The organism is Stenotrophomonas maltophilia group sp. RY12688, assembly GCF_052149045.1.
Lineage (GTDB): Bacteria > Pseudomonadota > Gammaproteobacteria > Xanthomonadales > Xanthomonadaceae > Stenotrophomonas > Stenotrophomonas sepilia.
This window is the reverse complement of sequence record NZ_CP197389.1, coordinates 145,759-161,729: the sequence shown is the minus strand read 5'-3', so window position 1 is coordinate 161,729 and position 15,971 is coordinate 145,759. Positions and strand designations below refer to the sequence as shown.

Here is a 15,971-nt window from a genome sequence, read left to right as displayed (position 1 = left end):
CTATCCTGCCCGCCCATGCGTGCCTCCCGCCTGCTCACCACCGTTGCCGTGGCCCTGCTTGCCACGGCCTGCCAGCGCCCGCCTGCGGCGCCGGCGACGCCCGAACAGGCCCGGCAGCAGGCCATGCAGCGCGCGTTCGAACTGTGCGCCGGCTGCCACACCGTGCAGCCTGGCGGCATCCACCGCTTCGGCCCCAACCTGCACGGCGTGATCGGCCGTCGCGCCGGCAGCCTGCCCGATTACGGCTATTCCGACGGCATGCGCCGCGCCGACATCACCTGGAGCGCGCAGACCCTGGACGCGTTCCTGCAGTCGCCCACCCACGTGGTGCCCGGCACGCGCATGTACAACGCCTTTCCCAGCGCCGAACGCCGCGCGCTGGTGATCGCCTACCTGCAACAGCAGTCGGCTCAGTGAGCCAGTCGCTGCAGCTGATGCTGCAGCCTTGCCACGAACGCCGTTACAGCGGCGAATACCGGTGCCGGATCGGCCTCGGTCGCATCCTGCAGGCGCTCGACCAGCGCGTTGGCCTGCCCGGCCAGTGCGCTTGCCCCGATCGCCCCCAGACCGCCCGCCTGGCGATGCAGGTGGAGCGCCGCAGTCGCGCGGTCACCGGCCCGCACGGCGCGCTGCACCGCCGCCAGATCACTTTCACTGGCCTGCAACAGGCTGTCGCGCAGCTGCTCAGCCACGGCGCGCGAGCCATAGCGCTGCTGCAGGGTGGCCAGATCAGGCAGCACTTCAGCGTCGTCGGCGACAGTCTCCTGCACCGGCGCATCGAATGACTGGCCCTGTGCCTGCGGCAGCCAGCGCAGCAGCGCGGTGCGCAGCGTGGCCAGCGACAGCGGCTTGGCCAGCACCTCGTCCATGCCGGCTTCGCGGCAGCGGCGCGCATCGTCGTCCAGCACGCTGGCGGTCAGCGCCAGCACCGTCAGCCGCGGCTGGCCGGTACGGCCCTCGCGCTCGCGCAACAGGCGGGTGAAACCGAAGCCGTCGAGTACCGGCATGCGGCAGTCGGTAATGACCAGGTCGAAGGCCTCCGATGACAAGCGGTCCAGTGCCTGCTGGCCATCGCCCAGCAGTACATGGGGTACGCCCAGCTGCTGCAGCCGCCACGCCATCATCGCCTGGTTGGTCGGGTGGTCCTCGATCACCAGCACGCGTGCCTCGCGCAACGCCGGCGGCAGCAGCGCCGCCTGCTCCTGCTCCGCAACCAGCGCTTCAACGTCACCCCTGCCTGCCTCCACCAGCGCCAGCCGCACCTCGGCGCGGGTGCCCTCGCCCAGCGTGCTGTGCAGCTCCAGCTCGCCGCCCATCATCTGCACCAGGCGCTGGCAGATGCTCAGGCCGAGGCCGGTACCACCATGGTCGCGCTGGATGTAGGCACCGGCCTGGGTGAACGGCGCAAACAGGTGCTGCAGCTGTTCCGGTGCGATTCCGATGCCGGTGTCGGTGACGCTCAGGCACAGCGGCTGGCTGCCGTCGTCGGCGGTCGGGCCCAGTACCTCCAGCTGCAGCCGCACTTCGCCGCGCGCAGTGAACTTGATGGCATTGCTGAGCAGGTTGAACACGATCTGGCGCAGGCGCACGCCATCCACTTCGTGCGCTGCCGCCAGCTGAGGGTCGATCTGCACATGCAGCTCCAGCCCGCGTGCACTGGCCTGCGCCGACATCAACCGGCACACGCTTTCCAGCAGCGGCCGCAGCGGTTGCGGTACCGGCTCCAGGCGCAGTGCACCCGCTTCCAGCCGCGAGTAATCGAGGATGTCGTCGAGGATCTGCCGCAGCATCTGCGCCGAATCCTCGATCACGCCGAGGATGCGCTGCTGCTCGCTGTCCAGCGGTGAGTGTGCCAGCACCTCCAGCATGCCCAGCACGCCGCTCATCGGCGTACGGATCTCGTGGCTCATCGTGGCCAGGAAACGCGATTTGGCCTCAGCGGCCTGCTCGGCGTCCGCCTTCGCCGCCGCCAGTGCATCGGCCTGCATCCGCGCCTCGCTTACATCCACCCAGTACCCGCTCCAGATCACCGCGCCTTCTTCGGCGGCGTAGGGATGGGCCTGGCTGCGCACCCAGCGCACGCCTTCCCCGTCGCTGCGCAGGCGAAACTCCAGGATCAACGGCGCGAACTGGTGCGCGGCCTGCTCGATGGAATGCAGGATGCGCGCGCGGTCCTCCTGCTCGACGCGTTCCAGCAACACCCTCGCATCCTGTTCGGCCTGCTGACGGGTGATACCGAACAACGCAGGCAGGTCACCGGCGATGAACGGGAAGCTCAGCGTGCCATCGGCATCGCGACGGGCCTGGTAGACCACCGCCGGCAGGTTGTCGGTCACCTCGGCCAGGCGCTGCTCCAGCTGGCGGCGTCCTGCCACCTCACGGCGCAGCCGCCAATGGCCCACGCCATGCACCAGCAGTGCGGTCAGCAGCACCATCAGCACGGGCACGCCCCACCGCAGCAGATTGCTCCAGTCGACCCCATTGCGGTACTCCACCGCCAGCCAGGCGCTGCGCAACGCCTCGCGCTTGCGTGGGGTCATCTGCAGCAGCAGGCGATCGAAGGTCGTGGCCAGGGCCGCATGGCGGCGATCCACCGCCAGCGCCAGCTGGTCGTTGAAACCGGCCGGAGCCGCGACCTGCATCCGCCCCGGGAAACGGCTGCGCAGCAGGTGATCGACCACGGCAAGGTTGCCCACATAGGCATCGGCTTCACCCTCAAGCAGGCGCTGCAGCGCCTGCTCGGCACTCCGCGCAGCAATGATCCGGGCCTGCGGCGCCTGTTGCTGCACATAGCCACGCACGCGCTCCGGGTCGGACAGCAGCACGCGCTTGCCCTGCAGGTCGGCCAGGCCCAGCAGCGATTCGCCATCGCTCCTGACCACAATCACGTTCGGCACGCTGATGAAGGGCTGGCTGAACACCCAGTCCGGGCCCAGGTAGCGCGAATCAACGGGTATGCCCATCACCGCCTGCAGTTCACCGCGGCGGGCCTTCTCACGCACCTCGTACCAGTCGTGGCTGTTCTCGACCTTCAGGTTGGCGCCGGCCTGCATCAGGCGCTGCAGGTACTCGCTGGTCAGGCCACTGGGCCGGCCATCCTCGCCGGTGAACGACAGGGGCGCGGCATTCGGCGCGAAACCGATCATCAGCGGCTGCTCCAGCACACGCTTCTCGGCCTGGCTCAGCGCCAGCTGCGCCGATGCCGACCAGTGCGGCGGTGACAACCAGCGTTGTGCGAGGGCATCGCGCTGGGCCTGGCTGGTCGCGGCCAGCGCCAGGTCCAGGGCTTCGGCCAGGGGTTGCTTGCTGTTGGGAATGCCGAAGTGCAACCGTTCGGGGGGCAGGTCGCTCGGCCGCAACAGCGCCACGCCCTGCAGGCGCCGGCTGGCAATCAGCTCGGTGGCGACGAAGGCATTGCCGATGTAGACGTCCGCTTTGTCGTCTATGACCATCTGCAATGCGCTCAACGTGTCGTTTGCGACAAGCTGGCGGGCACGCGGGAATCGGGCGCGCACCTGCGGACCGGTCAGGAAGTCCTGTTCGATCACCACCCTCAGCCCATCCAGGTCCGGCATGTCGGAGGCACGCAGGTCATCGGGCCGGCCCACCAGAGCGAGCGGCGCCTCACTGTAGGCTGCGGTATAGACCATGCAGCGGGTGCGGTCGGCACTGAGGCCGACATTCATCACCACGTCGATCTCGCCACGACATGCCGCATCCAGCACGGATGTCCAGTCCGGATAGCGGCGCGCCTCGACCTTCACACCGAGCTGGCGAGCAAGATGCGACAGGTAGTCCGGTCCCAGCCCGACCTGCTTGCCATCACGGAGGGACTCGAAGGGCGGCCAGCCGCTGTCATACTGCCCGACAACGATGGTCGGATGCGCCACCAGGTATTCGCGCTGCAACGGGCTGAGCGGCAGCAGGCCAGGGGCCGGCTGTGCCTGGGCCACGGGCAGCGCCAGCACCGCCAGCAGCAGGAGCAGCCCGCGAACAGCCCACCTACGCATCTGCGTCGATCTCCTAGAATCCTGCCAGGGACCGCGATGGTCGCGGTCCGGCGTGCCCGATGGCCATACTAGAGCATGAGCTTGCGCATCATCATCGCAGACGATCACCCCGTGGTCCGTATCGGTACCCGCGCCGTCATCGAGTCGAGCGGCGTCGGCCGCGTGGTCGGCGAGGCCGACAGCGCGCAGGCGCTGATGACCCTGCTCGCCAGCCAGCCCTGTGACCTGCTGGTCACCGACTACTCCATGCCGGGCAGCCCGCAGGCCGACGGCTTCGCCATGATCGGCATGATCCGCCGCCGCCATCCCGAACTGCCGGTGCTGATGCTCAGCGTCTCCAGCAACCTGGCGATCCTGCGCATGGTACTCGACAGCGGCGTGCTCGGCCTGGTCGACAAGAGTTCGTCGATGGACGAACTGCCACAGGCCATCCAGTCGGTCTACCGCGGCCAGCCCTACATCAGCCGCAGCCTGCGCGAGCGGGTGGAAGCGGCCGGCAGCTGGCGCATGCGCGAGGGCGACGGCAAGCCGCTGTCCCCGCGCGAGGTGGAGGTGCTGCGCTTGCTCGGCACCGGCATGACGGTAAAGGAGATTTCGCTGCTGCTGCACAAGAGCGTCAGCACCATCAGCCGGCAGAAAGGCGATGCGATGCTCAAGCTGGGGCTGAAGGGCGATGCCGAATTGTTCGACTATCTGCGTGACGGGAAAATCTGAGACGCGATTCACATAATCGCACCGGCAACAATGCGAGGTCGAAGGAATCGACCGGCGCATGTCCGGCCGCCAGCGGGCAGAGCCTGGCGCTTCGCAGCGGTTCGGTGCAGAGCGCGCCTGACGTGCTGCAGCCGCAGCAGGAGACCCCGCAGGAGCAGGCGCGGCAGGCCCAGAAAGCGATGGGCGTCGGACATGCCAACGCCTTGGCAGAGAAGGGAGGGGCCACCTCCGCGGCCCTTTTCCTTTCCGCCAGCTGAGCGGCCGCAGCCGCTTTCAGCCTTGCTTCATGCCGCCTGCCGCTAGATGAATGCGCAAGCCGCTCGGTGCACCAGGCAATGTTCCGGCAATGTTGGAACGCCAGCGTGGACATCACGGCAGCCGGGGCGCCCCGCGCCCTCCCTGCCCAGCGTGGCATGCACCTCACAGGAGAACGAACATGCTCAGTACTTCCACACTCAGCTTCCGTGGTCTGGCGATGGCTCTGGCACTGGTTGCCGGTGTCGCCATGGTCAGCGATGCCAGCGCGATGTCGAGGAAGGACAAGCGCACCCTGGTCGGCGCCGTGGTCGGTGGCGTGGCCGGCAACCTGCTCTCCAACGGTGATCCTGCCGCCACCGTCGGTGGTGCCGTGGCCGGCGGCGCGATCGGCAATCTGACCACCTCCGACCGCCGCGACCGTCGTTATTACGACAATCGCTACTACGACAACCGTTACGACCGCCGCTACGATCGTGGCTACTACCGCAGCGGTTACTACGATCGTGGCGACGACCGCCGCTGGCAGCGCGAGCGTTACTACGACAACCGCTACTACCACGACCGCGGTCGCCATCGCGGCTGGTAAGCGGCACAGCGGCGTTACCCTGCCGATGGCAGAGACGGGCGGGTCGATGACCCGCCCGTTTGCGTTGGCCGCGCGCATGGCGTTGAATGCGCAGCCTTGGATGTGACTTTCCCCTCTCGGGCTGCGGCATGACGTCTTCCTCCCACCGCGTGCAGGGCCTCAACAACGACGAGGTCGCTGCCGACTGGCCACCGATCAGCGCGGCGGACATCGCGTGGTTGCGGCAGTGCTATCCGCAGCTGCACAGCGGCAGCCAGCCGCGCTGGCACAGCCCGCGACCGCTGTCGGCTGCCGCCATCGTCGATGGCACGCGCGGCGCGGTGTTCATCAAGCGCCATCACCACAGCGTGCGCAACGCGGCCTGCCTGGAGGAAGAGCACCGCTTCATCGCCCATCTCGACGCTGCTGGCGTGCCGGTGGCACAGGTGCTGGCAGCGACCGATGGTCACACCGCGGTCGAACACGGCGAATGGACGTTTGAACTGCACGACGTCGGCGTAGGCGACGACCTGTACCGCGACGCGGTGTCGTGGTCGCTGCTGACCGACGTCGCGCAGGCCCGTGAAGCCGGACGCATGCTGGCCCAGCTGCACCGTGCTGCCGACGGCTACCGCGCGCCCCAGCGCAGCACCCATCTGCTGGTCGCGCGCGATGATCTGATCCGCGCCGACGATCCGGTGGCGGCAATCAAGGCAGGGCTGCACGAGCGCCCCGGCCTGGCCCGCTATCTCGCGCGCATTCCGTGGGAAGCACAGCTGCGGCGTGACGTGCTGCCTTGGCACACGGGACTGGCCGAGCGCCTGCGCGACGAACCACGGCTGTGGGCGCACAACGACTGGCATGTCTCCAACCTGCTGTGGCGCGACGGGCAGGTCAGCACCGTGCTGGATTTCGGCCTGGCCTCGCCCACCAGTGCACTGTTCGACCTGGCTACCGCCATCGAGCGCAACGCCGTGGCATGGCTGGAGCTGGAGCGCGGCATGGAGGCGGTGCGCATCGATATCGCGCTGGCGTTGCTCGATGGCTACCGCCAGGTGCTGCCGCTGTCGGCGGCACGCGTGCACCTGCTGGCCGACCTGCTGCCGATGGTGCATTTCGACTTCGCACTGTCCGAAGTGGAGTATTTCGAGGGCGTCACAGGCTCGACCGCCAATGCCGATGTGGCGTGGCAGCCCTTCATGCTTGGCCATCCGGCGTGGTTCCATACCGCCCCGGGGCAGGCACTGCTGCAGGCCCTGCACGCCGCCGCGTGATCCGGTTGATGCAGCGTTGGGGTCAGATCCCTTTCCGCAGGAAAGGGATCTGACCCTGGGTGGCGCTCGCAAATCCGTACCATTTGTAGTGAAATGGTCACCTGAAGCGGGGGTGCCTGGATCTGCCAGGCTGAGAGAGTCCCTTGGAACCTGATCCGGTTTGCACCGGCGTAGGGAGCTTTGAGCCGCAGCCACACCCCCGTCATGGGCCGGTGCACCTGCGCGCCGTCGCTTCGTCTCCCTTGTTGTCCGAAGACGAACCGAATGAACCGCTGCCTGCGCCCCACCCTGCTCTCCCTCGCACTCTGCGCCGCGCTGCCGCTGCACGCCAGCGAGGCCGAAGCGTCCCCCGATGCGGCTGCCACCGGCGCCGAGCGCTCGCCGACCGAACTGGCGGCGGTGCGCGTGCAGGCCGGCAAACCGAAGGCCGATACCTCGCGCGTGAATGCCTTCGGTGGCGGCAGCTGGAAGGACACGCCCGCGTCGATGAACGTGCTCGAGCGCGATTACCTCGACCGCCGCCAGGTACGTTCGCTGTCCGAGCTGGCCAGCAACGATGCCTCGCTGGGTGATGCCTACGCGCCGGTGGGCTACTACCAGAACATCGCCATCCGAGGCTTCGCACTGGACGCGGCCACCGGCTACCGCTTCAACGGGCTGTCCATCGCCGGCGAACAACGCCTGGCGCTGGAGAACGTGCAGTCGGTGGAGATCCTCAAGGGTGAAGCCGGCCTGGCGGCAGGGGTGATGGCGCCGGGCGGGATCATCAATTACATCGGCAAGCGCCCGGCGGAAGTGCGCACCGCCACGCTCGGCACCGATTCGGAAGGCTCGCGCTACGTTGCCGTCGATGTCGGCCACTGGATCACCCCGCGCTTCGGCGTGCGCCTGAATGCCGCATGGGATTCCAGCAATTCCTACGTCGAGCACGCCGATGGCCGCCGCAACTTCTACTCGCTGGCCGCCGACTGGCTGATCGGCGAGCGCGGCAAGCTGGAAGTGGATGCCAACTACCAGACCAGCTCGCAGCGCTCGGTGTCCGGCTACCAGCTGCTGGGGGCGCGTGACCTGCCGCGCGGTGTCGACCGCGAGCATCTGCTCGGCTACCAGCCGTGGCAGCGCCCGGTGGATATCGCCAGCACCAACATCACCGCGCTGCATACCTACGACTTCAACGACGCCTGGCAATCACGTGTATCGGTGGGCCATAGCCGTTCGGTGATCGATGACAACGTCGCCTTCGCCTACGGCTGCTACTACGCCGCGCAATGTGCCGATGGCAGCGTGCCGGGCAACTACTTCGCACCCAACGGCGACTATGACATCTACGACTACCGCAGCCCGGACGACACCCGCCGCAACCAGCAGGCCCGTGCCGAACTGCGTGGCCGCTTCGAGACCGGCAGCGTCGGCCACCAGCTGACCCTCGGTGCCGACTACTTCCGCCGCACCGTGGACAGGCGCCCGAGCGTCAACGAGTACGTCGGTACCAGCAACATCCACGAGGCACCGGTGCCGGTGTTCGCGCCATCGCCGAAGATGCCGGGCCCATCCGCACGACGCCTGGACAGCCGCCAGACCGCGTTCTTCGCGCTGGACCGGATGAGCTTCGGTGACGACTGGCAGTGGCTGGCCGGTGGCCGCTTCGTCCGCCTGGACGAGCGCGCCTTTGACAAGCGCGGCACCCCGCAACGCTACAGCCGCCTGTCGCGTTTCCTGCCACAGACCGCCGTGGTGTGGAAAGCCACCGACCAGCTCAACGCCTACGCCAGTTACGTGCGCGGCATTTCGCTGGGCCAGGAAGCGCCGTTCTGGACCAGCAATGCCGATACCTTCCTGCCGTCGGTGCAGTCGCGGCAGCTGGAAGTGGGCCTGAAGTACGTGCCGGTCGAGGCGCTGACCCTGGGCGCAGCCGTGTTCCGCATTTCGCAGCCGTACCAGTACGCCAAGCCGGACAACAGCGACGTGGGCTACACCTTCGTCGAGGAAGGCACGCAGACCCACACCGGGCTGGAGCTGACCGCCAACGGTCAGCTGACGGATGCATTGCAGATCGTGGCCAGCGCCAGCGTGCTGCAGGCGCGTGCGCGCGACACCGGCACGCCAGCCTATGAAGGCCATCAGCTGGTGAACGTGCCGAAGGTACGCGCCAGCGTGCACGTGGCCTACGCGCTGCCGTTCGTGCGGGGCCTGGACGTGACCGGCGGCTGGCGCTATGCCGGTGCCAACGTGGCACGTGCCGACGGCGGCGTGCGCGCACCGGACTATTCGGTATTCGATGCCGGCCTGCGCTTCCAGCATCGCCTGCACGAGCGCGCGGTGACCTGGAACCTGTCAGTGGACAACCTGTTCAACCGCTTCTACTGGCGTGATACCGGCAGCAGCGGCGGTGACTACTACCTGTTCCCCGGTGCACCACGACAGGCCCGCCTGTCGGTGACGTTCGCGCTGTGAGCAGCGTGATGCTCGAGTGGAGCGCCGCGCTGTGCAGCATCCTCGGCGTCTGGCTGATGGCCCGCCGCCGGTTGTCTGCATGGCCGGTGGGCCTGCTGTCGGTCACGCTGTATGGCCTGGTGTTCGCCGAGGCCAAGCTGTACTCGGACACCCTGCTGCAGGTCGCCTTCGGTGGCTTCCTGGTCTATGGCTGGCTCAACTGGCGCCAGCACGCCGCCGATGAGGGCAGCATCCGCATCGTGCCGCTGGCGCGCGGCAAGCTCTTGCGTGACCTGGCCATCGGCCTGTGCGGCGGCGTGATGCTGGGCGCCGGGATGCACACCTTCACCGATGCCGCGCTGCCGTGGCTGGACGCGATGCTGACCGCACTGAGCCTGGTCGGCCAGTGGTGGCAGGCACGCCGCCACGTCGCCTGCTGGTGGGTATGGATCGCCGTGGACGTGGTCTATGTGGGTGCGTACCTGTTCAAGTCGCTGCATGTGACCGCCGCGCTGTACGTGTTCTTCCTCGGCCTGGCCGTGTTCGGCCTGCGCGCATGGAGCGCGGCCGCGCGCGAGCCGCAGGTGGCAACGCAGTAGAGCCACGCCATGCGTGGCTGTTGCGGGCAATCGGCGCGCCATCCACGCATGGCGTGGATCTACGGGCTCAGGGCCAAACCCAGACGCAGCGGCTGGCGCATGTCGGCCGGTGGGGCCGCCTGCAACGGCGCAGCCTGCAGCGTCGCGCGCAGGTCGGCATCGACCTGGGCATCACCCAGGCTGTCGAATTCCAGTTTCGAAATGCGGCCGTCCGCGGCGATCCACAGGCTTACCGGTAGCGGCGTCGGTGTGTCCGGATGTGCCTGCAGCCATTCCAGCACGCGCTGCGCCTGCGGGTCCTGCTCCTGCTGCAGGCGCTGCTGCAGTTGGCCACCCACGGTGGTGGCGTAGGCCATCCAGTGTGCGGGAGCCTCCTGCGCGGAAACGCTGGCACTCCCCAGTGCCAATGCCCCGAACAACGCGGCAAGTGGCCGCCACCAGCGGCGTACGCCGGTCCTGTTCCCTGCCATGACCATCGCCAGCCTCCTGCACTCCCATCCAGCGCGCCATGGTCGGCGCCATAGATGACAGGCAGATGGCGGGCCGTGATGGCCCGGCGCGATCACTCGCCCAGGTCGGCCAGCACCTTGCGCGACGGCGCGAAGAAGGTCACGCCGGTGGTGGCGGTGGAGAAGTCGAGGATGCGGTCGTGCAGCGGCGCGGGATTGCCGATGAACATGCGCTCGAGCATCTTCTCGATCACCCACAGGCGGCGCGTGTAGCCGATGAAGTAGGTGCCGTACTCGCCACGGCCCGGGTTGGCGAACGGCATGTTGTCACGCAGGATCTCGTGCTCGCCGTCAGCGTCTTCGATGGTGCACAGCGTCTTGTGCGATTTCTGCGCATCGGCCGGCGCATCATCCAGCTCGATGTTGTCGTGCTTGGTGCGTCCGATGATCGCCTCCTGCGCCTCGGTCTTCTGCGCGCGCCAGGCATCGAGGTTGTGCAGGTACTTCTGCACCACCACGTAGCTGCCACCGGCATGCTCCGGGTCTTCATCGCCAACAATGGTGGCTTCCGGCAGCGACAGTCCTTCCGGGTTGGCGGTGCCATCGACGAAGTCGAGCAGGTCGCGGCCATCGAAGTAGCGGAAGCCGGCCACGTCATCGACCGCCTCGACCGCATCACCGAAGGCCATCAGCAGGTTGCGCTCGAACGCCACGATCAGGTCCATGGTGCGTGCGCGGATGTGGTACAGCAGGTCACCGGGCGTGGACACAGCGGTGTGGGTCGCGCCCTTGATCTCGCGGAACGGCTTCAGCTCGCGTGGCGGCGTGGAGCCCACCAGCGGCTGCCACACGCGATGGCCGATGGCCACGTTGCAGGTGAAAGTGCGCTCGATCTCGCGGATGGCGGTGTTCTTGATCAGATCATCAGTGCTGGCCAGCACCTCGCGCGCCTTGGCGATCGACGCCACGTCGTCCTTCACCTTCAGCACCAGGAACGCCGCCGAATGGGTGAGTGGCGCGGTGATCTGCTGCGGCTCGTTGTCGGGCGTGTGATTGAGAGCGGTGATCTGGGCGGGCTGGGTGTTCACGGCAGTTCCTGCTGGCTTGAGGCGGGTGCATCGTCAATGGCGACGTGCCGGGATCATAGCGGAACCGCCTGACCGGCGACGGAGCAGTTCTCGTTCCGTCCTGCGCGCAGTACCGTGCATTCCTGCGCTACATGGAACTGCTGCGGCCCACTCCGGGCGATACGCTGGCAGCGACCGCTTGGCAGACCGCGTTCGCGCAGCCAGTCGAACACCTCGCCGGGGCACCCCCATGCCCTGCGGCAAACGACACGACGTCACTGTGAAACCGCGGCACTGCACTGCAAGGGCATGGTGAACTGCCACCGCTTGCACTTGCCGAAACGGCTGCGCCCATCGCACGCACGCTCGATCTCACCGTTCAGTTCGGCAGCGGGAAGGCCCCAGGTTGCACACTGGCGCGTTGCGGTCTGTTCGGCCGCCTGCCGGTTGGCTGGTGTCAGTTCGGGCGTCTTGCTCACCAGGGTCAGCACAACCCGGCCTTCCGAACGGTTGGCGCCTTTCAGATTCCACTCGGCGCTCGAACGCGCCTGCGCCGTTCCCAGCAGCAGCAGTGCTGCCACAGCAGTGATCGCCTTCATCTTCATCATGTCCCTTGATCGTGATTGCGCTGGAATCCGCCGCGCCAGGCTCTGCAGGACCGCCCTGCGGCCCTGCACTCTACCGGATGCACAGAAAAGAAGAAGCCCGGCGCGAGGCCGGGCTTCGGTTGGCGTGTGGGAGAGAGAGAGAGTCACACGCCAGCACAACACGCTCTAACGACAGGCGTTTGTTACCAGGTGAAGCGCGGGCCCACGAACCACTCGCGGTCGCCGGCCTTGGCCAGCTTCACTTCGCCACTCAGGCCCCAGTTCTGGTTGAACTTGGCGGTGGCGCCGACGCGGCCGTAGAACTCGCCGTCCGGGTTGATACCGTGCTTCTTGGCGTAGTCCTCGTAGCCGGCCATCACGTAGCCTTCCACGTACGGGTTGAACGCGGTACGCACGCCGACTTCGGTCGAGTAGCCGTTGAAGTCCAGGCCGTGCTTCATGTCGAACTTCTGGTACGCGACACGCGCCACCAGGTCGGTGTTCGGTGCGATGCCGTAGTTGTAGCCGGCACCGATGCGCCACTGGTCGACGTCGTTCTTGAACGTGTCGGTCTCCTGCGCGCTGTAGTCGCCGAAGATGTGGAAGTTCGGGTGCACCGCCACGGAACCCTTCACCTTCCAGCCATCGGCGTCGCCGCCCTTGGCATCGGTGTTCACATAGCCGCCTTCAACGTAGTTGTACGACAGGCCATCGGTTGCCGATGCAGCGAACGGCAGGGCAACCAGAAGACCCAGGGCGAGCAGCGAATTCTTGTTCATCGGGACACACCTTTAATTATTTTGGTTTCGTCGGCCGCCTCCCGGGAGGGGGAGAGAGAGGAGGCGGTCGACAGGTGTGAATTATCCGTTAGGGGGTCTAATCGACCCTGAATATTGAACTGACTGGTGTATAAATAAGGCTGGCGTTCAGGGAACTCCTCATGCCGCATGCATCCATCGCGTCACTGCTGTTTCCGCTTCATGCCCGGCGCACAGTGCGGGCTTTGCTGCTCTTCGCCCTGCCGATGATGCTGCAGGTAGCCAACGCAGCCGAGCGTACCCGCCCTTCCGGGCGCATCGTGATTCAGACCGACGATGTCGCGCGCTTCTTCAGCGTGCTGGATGCAAGCGGAGGGAAGCCAAGTGCCGACGATCTGCAGCGCGGCTATCTGCATGCGGGTACGGATGCACTACGCAGCTTCACTGACAGCCGTATCGGCTCGATGGATCGTCTTGCAGATGCGATCCAGCACAAACCTGCGCTGTTTGCCAAAGCCCGTACCTGTGCGACGGCGCTGCCGGAGATCCGCGAGCGGGTTGCCAAGGCACTCGATCGGTTGGGCACGCTGCTTCCCTCCGCACGTTTTCCGCCGGTCACCGTGCTGGTGGGTCGGGGAAACAGCGGCGGTGTCACCACCCCCGACGGCGTGGTGATCGGACTGGAGGCGCTGTGCAACGCCGACTGGATGCAGCCCGACATCGGCGATCGTTTCGTGCACCTGATCGCCCATGAGTACGTGGACGTGCAGCAGCCCGGTGCGAGCGTCGATGTCGCGCAACCGACCCTGCTCTATCAGACGCTGCTGGAAGGAGGCGCCGAGTACGTGGGCGAACTGATCTCGGGGCAACCGGCCAACGCGCATCTGCGTCGTTGGACGCAGGGCCGCGAATGCGCCCTGGAACGCCAGTTCGCCCGGGACAGCGCCGGTACTGATCTGTCGCAATGGCTCTACAACGGAGCGGGCGACGAAACGCGCCGCGGCGATCTTGGTTACTGGATCGGCTACCGCATTGCCGCTGACTACGTTGCCCGCACCGATGACAAAGCCGGTGCCGTCGCCACGCTGCTGGAGGTGCGCCCGGAAAGTGCGCCGGCATTGTTCGCCGCAAGTGAATGGCGCCCGACGTGTGGGCCAGTGGAAAACGGGAAAGAATGAGGCCGTCTTCAGGCTGATGAATTGGGCGATTCGAGCAACCGCAAGGCCGTCGCCTCTGCGCACATCAGCTCGCCTGATCTCACTCGTTAAGCTTCGCTGACGAACATATTTCACAACCCTTCCACGTCTTCCAACTTCAGCTGAAAGCGCTTGTCAGCGTGGGGAACAAACGCCGCTATATTCCAGCTTCCCCAGACGAAGGAGGGAGTGCAATGAACCTGAACCCGCAACACATGAAGACGGCCCGCGCACTTGCTGTCGCGCTCATCGCCACCGTGAGCCTTGGCGCTTGTGCCACCTACAAGGACGAGTTCGCAACCATCAACTCGCGCCTCGATCAGCTCGATGTAAAGGTGCAGGGCGCTGCACAGAGTGCCGAGTCCGCCAACCAGTCGGCACAGCAGGCCAACCAGCGCCTGGACCAGATCGAAGGCCGCGTGCAGCAGCTTGAAAGGGCACCCGTCGGACGCAAGCCGCGCGGCTGATCGCTCCCTCACTGTTTGAATTGATCCACCTGTGTATCGGGAGCCAGTGGCCCTCGCCGGCCACTGGCGTCCTTCCACCTCAGATCTGCATTGCCAGGAGCCGTCTCATTCGTACCTCCTCCTCCCCTGCACACCGCGCCCTGCACGCCACTCTGGCCGTGGCACTGGCCGTTGCATGCAGCGGCGTAGCCAACGCCAGGGACAAGGACGCACCCGCACCACAGGCGGCCGCCGTTGATGAACTTCCGCCCGACCAGAGCGTCTCCGAAACAGTGATCGAGCTGGCCGGCTGGGTGGTCGCCAGCAAGGACAATCAGGGTTATCCGTTCGCGATCATGGACAAGGCCGCCGCGCAGGTCCTGGTCTTCGGCGGCGACGGCAAGCTGCGCGGCGCCGCGCCGGCACTGTTCGGTTCGGCCATCGGCGATCATTCCGCACCGGGCGTCGCCAAGCTTGCTCTGAGCGCGATTCCCGGCCACGACCGCACCACGCCTGCGGGCCGCTTCATTGGCGCCTATGGCCCCTCCGACGATGCCGGGCGCGTGCTGTGGGTGGACTACGATTCCGCCGTCTCGATGCATCCGCTGCCACCGGGCAGCCCGAAGGAAAAGCGCGCCGAACGACTGGCGACGCCGACGCCGGACGACAACCGCGTCACCCACGGCTGCATCAACGTTTCGCCCGGCTTCTACGAACAGATCGTGCAATCCACGTTCCAGAAGGGCGGTGTGTTCTACATCCTGCCGGACAAGGATTCGATCGCGAAGACGTTCCCGGCGTTCGCGCAGAGCCGTGGCGATGCAAAGGACGAGAACAGCAAGGGCGCGCAGCGCGCGAGCAGGTAGCGCGCGTGCTGGAACTCAGGAAGCCGTCGCCCCTGCAGCCCGCGCCAAGGCCGCGGCGTGCGCGTCGCCCTTCCGCTCGCTGTAGCGGTCCACCAGGTAGTCCGACCGGCCCCGCGTCAGCAGCGTGAACTTCACCAGTTCTTCCATCACGTCCACCACCCGATCGTAGTACGGCGAGGGTTTCATCCGGCCGTCGTCATCGAATTCCTGCCAGGCCTTGGCCACCGACGACTGGTTGGGGATGGTCAGCATGCGCATCCAGCGGCCGAGCACGCGCAACGTGTTGACGGTATTGAACGACTGCGAGCCGCCGCTCACCTGCATCACCGCCAGCGTCCTGCCCTGCGTGGGCCGCACGCTGCCATCTTCCAGCGGCAACCAGTCGATCTGGTTCTTGAACACGCCGGTGACCGTGCCATGCCGCTCGGGGCTGACCCAGACCTGCCCTTCCGACCACTGTGACCATTCGCGCAGTCGCTGCACTTCGGGGTGATTCCTGTCCACGCTGTCCAGCATCGGCAGCGCATGCGGATCGAACACCCGGGTTTCGCACCCCAGGTGGCGCAGCAGCCGCTCGGCTTCCAGCGCAAGCTTGCGGCTGAACGACTGGGGCCGCAGCGAGCCGTAGAGCAGGAGAATGCGTGGCGGCCCCAGATCTGCCGCGGCGAGCTGGTGATGATTGGGCTGGGGCAATGACGATTCCAGCAGGTTGGGCAGGTCCAGGCTTGTGATTGGCTCATTCATTCGAC

15 protein-coding genes and 1 riboswitch are annotated in these 15,971 nt (G+C 66.7%); of the genes, 9 read left to right on the top strand and 6 right to left on the bottom strand.

The annotated features are described in order from the left end of the window. The first annotated feature begins 15 nt into the window (after positions 1 to 15). Positions 16 to 417 (top strand): c-type cytochrome, encoded by a 402-nt coding sequence (locus ACS0OT_RS00715; RefSeq protein WP_053497753.1) that lies wholly within the window; start codon positions 16 to 18, stop codon positions 415 to 417. Here ACS0OT_RS00715 and ACS0OT_RS00710 read toward each other — a convergent pair. Beyond that, positions 411 to 4,010, bottom strand: a complete 3,600-nt coding sequence (locus tag ACS0OT_RS00710; RefSeq protein WP_235646193.1) for an ATP-binding protein — start codon at positions 4,008 to 4,010, stop codon at positions 411 to 413. The genes ACS0OT_RS00715 and ACS0OT_RS00710 overlap by 7 nt on opposite strands. A gap of 75 nt (positions 4,011 to 4,085) precedes the next feature. On the opposite strand from ACS0OT_RS00710, the gene ACS0OT_RS00705 reads away from it, so the two are divergent. The 5 genes from ACS0OT_RS00705 (at position 4,086) to pnuC (ending at position 9,853) form a co-directional block, all read left to right on the top strand. Continuing rightward, positions 4,086 to 4,724: a response regulator transcription factor gene (locus tag ACS0OT_RS00705; RefSeq protein WP_065178373.1), complete on the top strand. Its 639-nt coding sequence runs from the start codon at positions 4,086 to 4,088 to the stop codon at positions 4,722 to 4,724. A gap of 436 nt (positions 4,725 to 5,160) precedes the next feature. Next, complete coding sequence (locus ACS0OT_RS00700) at positions 5,161 to 5,568, top strand: glycine zipper 2TM domain-containing protein (protein WP_065185565.1); 408 nt, start codon at positions 5,161 to 5,163, stop codon at positions 5,566 to 5,568. A 128-nt stretch (positions 5,569 to 5,696) separates the two neighbouring features. Beyond that, entirely contained in the window at positions 5,697 to 6,821 is a 1,125-nt protein-coding gene (locus tag ACS0OT_RS00695) for a phosphotransferase enzyme family protein (RefSeq protein ID WP_065185564.1), read from the top strand. Between the two features lie 98 nt (positions 6,822 to 6,919). Further along, positions 6,920 to 7,015: riboswitch (TPP riboswitch) on the top strand. 70 nt (positions 7,016 to 7,085) lie between these two features. Next, positions 7,086 to 9,275 carry a TonB-dependent receptor gene (locus tag ACS0OT_RS00690; protein ID WP_442255998.1) on the top strand — a complete coding sequence of 730 codons (2,190 nt, stop codon included), beginning with the start codon at positions 7,086 to 7,088 and terminating at the stop codon, positions 9,273 to 9,275. Positions 9,276 to 9,283: 8 nt separating this feature from the next. Beyond that, positions 9,284 to 9,853 carry a nicotinamide riboside transporter PnuC gene (pnuC, locus tag ACS0OT_RS00685; protein WP_005420817.1) on the top strand — a complete coding sequence of 190 codons (570 nt, stop codon included), beginning with the start codon at positions 9,284 to 9,286 and terminating at the stop codon, positions 9,851 to 9,853. A 59-nt stretch (positions 9,854 to 9,912) separates the two neighbouring features. Here pnuC and ACS0OT_RS00680 read toward each other — a convergent pair whose 3' ends face one another. The 4 genes from ACS0OT_RS00680 to ACS0OT_RS00665 all read right to left on the bottom strand — a co-directional run bounded on the left by ACS0OT_RS00680 (position 9,913) and on the right by ACS0OT_RS00665 (position 12,735). Then, positions 9,913 to 10,329 (bottom strand): hypothetical protein, encoded by a 417-nt coding sequence (locus tag ACS0OT_RS00680; protein WP_164093071.1) that lies wholly within the window; start codon positions 10,327 to 10,329, stop codon positions 9,913 to 9,915. An 86-nt stretch (positions 10,330 to 10,415) separates the two neighbouring features. Continuing rightward, positions 10,416 to 11,390, bottom strand: coding sequence for a Dyp-type peroxidase (locus ACS0OT_RS00675; RefSeq protein ID WP_139726591.1), 975 nt, complete (start codon positions 11,388 to 11,390; stop codon positions 10,416 to 10,418). Positions 11,391 to 11,644: 254 nt separating this feature from the next. Beyond that, the gene (gene yecR / locus ACS0OT_RS00670) at positions 11,645 to 11,977 is read right to left on the bottom strand and encodes a YecR family lipoprotein (protein ID WP_065185560.1); all 333 of its coding nucleotides are present in this window, start codon (positions 11,975 to 11,977) and stop codon (positions 11,645 to 11,647) included. A 182-nt stretch (positions 11,978 to 12,159) separates the two neighbouring features. Next, positions 12,160 to 12,735, bottom strand: a complete 576-nt coding sequence (locus ACS0OT_RS00665; RefSeq protein WP_442255995.1) for an OmpO family porin — start codon at positions 12,733 to 12,735, stop codon at positions 12,160 to 12,162. A 161-nt stretch (positions 12,736 to 12,896) separates the two neighbouring features. On the opposite strand from ACS0OT_RS00665, the gene ACS0OT_RS00660 reads away from it, so the two are divergent. The 3 genes from ACS0OT_RS00660 (at position 12,897) to ACS0OT_RS00650 (ending at position 15,222) form a co-directional block, all read left to right on the top strand. Further along, entirely contained in the window at positions 12,897 to 13,892 is a 996-nt protein-coding gene (locus tag ACS0OT_RS00660) for a DUF2268 domain-containing putative Zn-dependent protease (RefSeq protein WP_442255993.1), read from the top strand. 212 nt (positions 13,893 to 14,104) lie between these two features. Continuing rightward, a complete protein-coding gene (locus ACS0OT_RS00655; protein ID WP_005420910.1) occupies positions 14,105 to 14,377 on the top strand; it encodes a hypothetical protein in 273 nt (90 codons plus the stop codon). Positions 14,378 to 14,535: 158 nt separating this feature from the next. Then, positions 14,536 to 15,222 (top strand): murein L,D-transpeptidase, encoded by a 687-nt coding sequence (locus ACS0OT_RS00650; RefSeq protein ID WP_139726589.1) that lies wholly within the window; start codon positions 14,536 to 14,538, stop codon positions 15,220 to 15,222. Positions 15,223 to 15,237: 15 nt separating this feature from the next. Here the strand turns inward: ACS0OT_RS00650 and arsH are convergent, their stop codons facing one another. Then, positions 15,238 to 15,966: an arsenical resistance protein ArsH gene (arsH, locus tag ACS0OT_RS00645; RefSeq protein ID WP_065185559.1), complete on the bottom strand. Its 729-nt coding sequence runs from the start codon at positions 15,964 to 15,966 to the stop codon at positions 15,238 to 15,240. Between the last annotated feature and the right edge of the window lie 5 nt (positions 15,967 to 15,971).

What these genes read in the sequence shown, in the direction of transcription:
- ACS0OT_RS00655 (WP_005420910.1), top strand. Translation starts at nt 14,105, where the DNA reads ATGAACCTGAACCCGCAACACATGAAGACGGCCCGCGCACTTGCTGTC.
- ACS0OT_RS00660 (WP_442255993.1), top strand. Translation starts at nt 12,897, where the DNA reads ATGCCGCATGCATCCATCGCGTCACTGCTGTTTCCGCTTCATGCCCGG.
- ACS0OT_RS00680 (WP_164093071.1), bottom strand. Translation starts at nt 10,329, where the DNA reads ATGGTCATGGCAGGGAACAGGACCGGCGTACGCCGCTGGTGGCGGCCA.
- ACS0OT_RS00705 (WP_065178373.1), top strand. Translation starts at nt 4,086, where the DNA reads ATGAGCTTGCGCATCATCATCGCAGACGATCACCCCGTGGTCCGTATC.
- arsH (WP_065185559.1), bottom strand. Translation starts at nt 15,966, where the DNA reads ATGAATGAGCCAATCACAAGCCTGGACCTGCCCAACCTGCTGGAATCG.
- ACS0OT_RS00710 (WP_235646193.1), bottom strand. Translation starts at nt 4,010, where the DNA reads ATGCGTAGGTGGGCTGTTCGCGGGCTGCTCCTGCTGCTGGCGGTGCTG.
- yecR (WP_065185560.1), bottom strand. Translation starts at nt 11,977, where the DNA reads ATGATGAAGATGAAGGCGATCACTGCTGTGGCAGCACTGCTGCTGCTG.
- pnuC (WP_005420817.1), top strand. Translation starts at nt 9,284, where the DNA reads ATGCTCGAGTGGAGCGCCGCGCTGTGCAGCATCCTCGGCGTCTGGCTG.
- ACS0OT_RS00715 (WP_053497753.1), top strand. Translation starts at nt 16, where the DNA reads ATGCGTGCCTCCCGCCTGCTCACCACCGTTGCCGTGGCCCTGCTTGCC.
- ACS0OT_RS00690 (WP_442255998.1), top strand. Translation starts at nt 7,086, where the DNA reads ATGAACCGCTGCCTGCGCCCCACCCTGCTCTCCCTCGCACTCTGCGCC.
- ACS0OT_RS00700 (WP_065185565.1), top strand. Translation starts at nt 5,161, where the DNA reads ATGCTCAGTACTTCCACACTCAGCTTCCGTGGTCTGGCGATGGCTCTG.
- ACS0OT_RS00695 (WP_065185564.1), top strand. Translation starts at nt 5,697, where the DNA reads ATGACGTCTTCCTCCCACCGCGTGCAGGGCCTCAACAACGACGAGGTC.
- ACS0OT_RS00665 (WP_442255995.1), bottom strand. Translation starts at nt 12,735, where the DNA reads ATGAACAAGAATTCGCTGCTCGCCCTGGGTCTTCTGGTTGCCCTGCCG.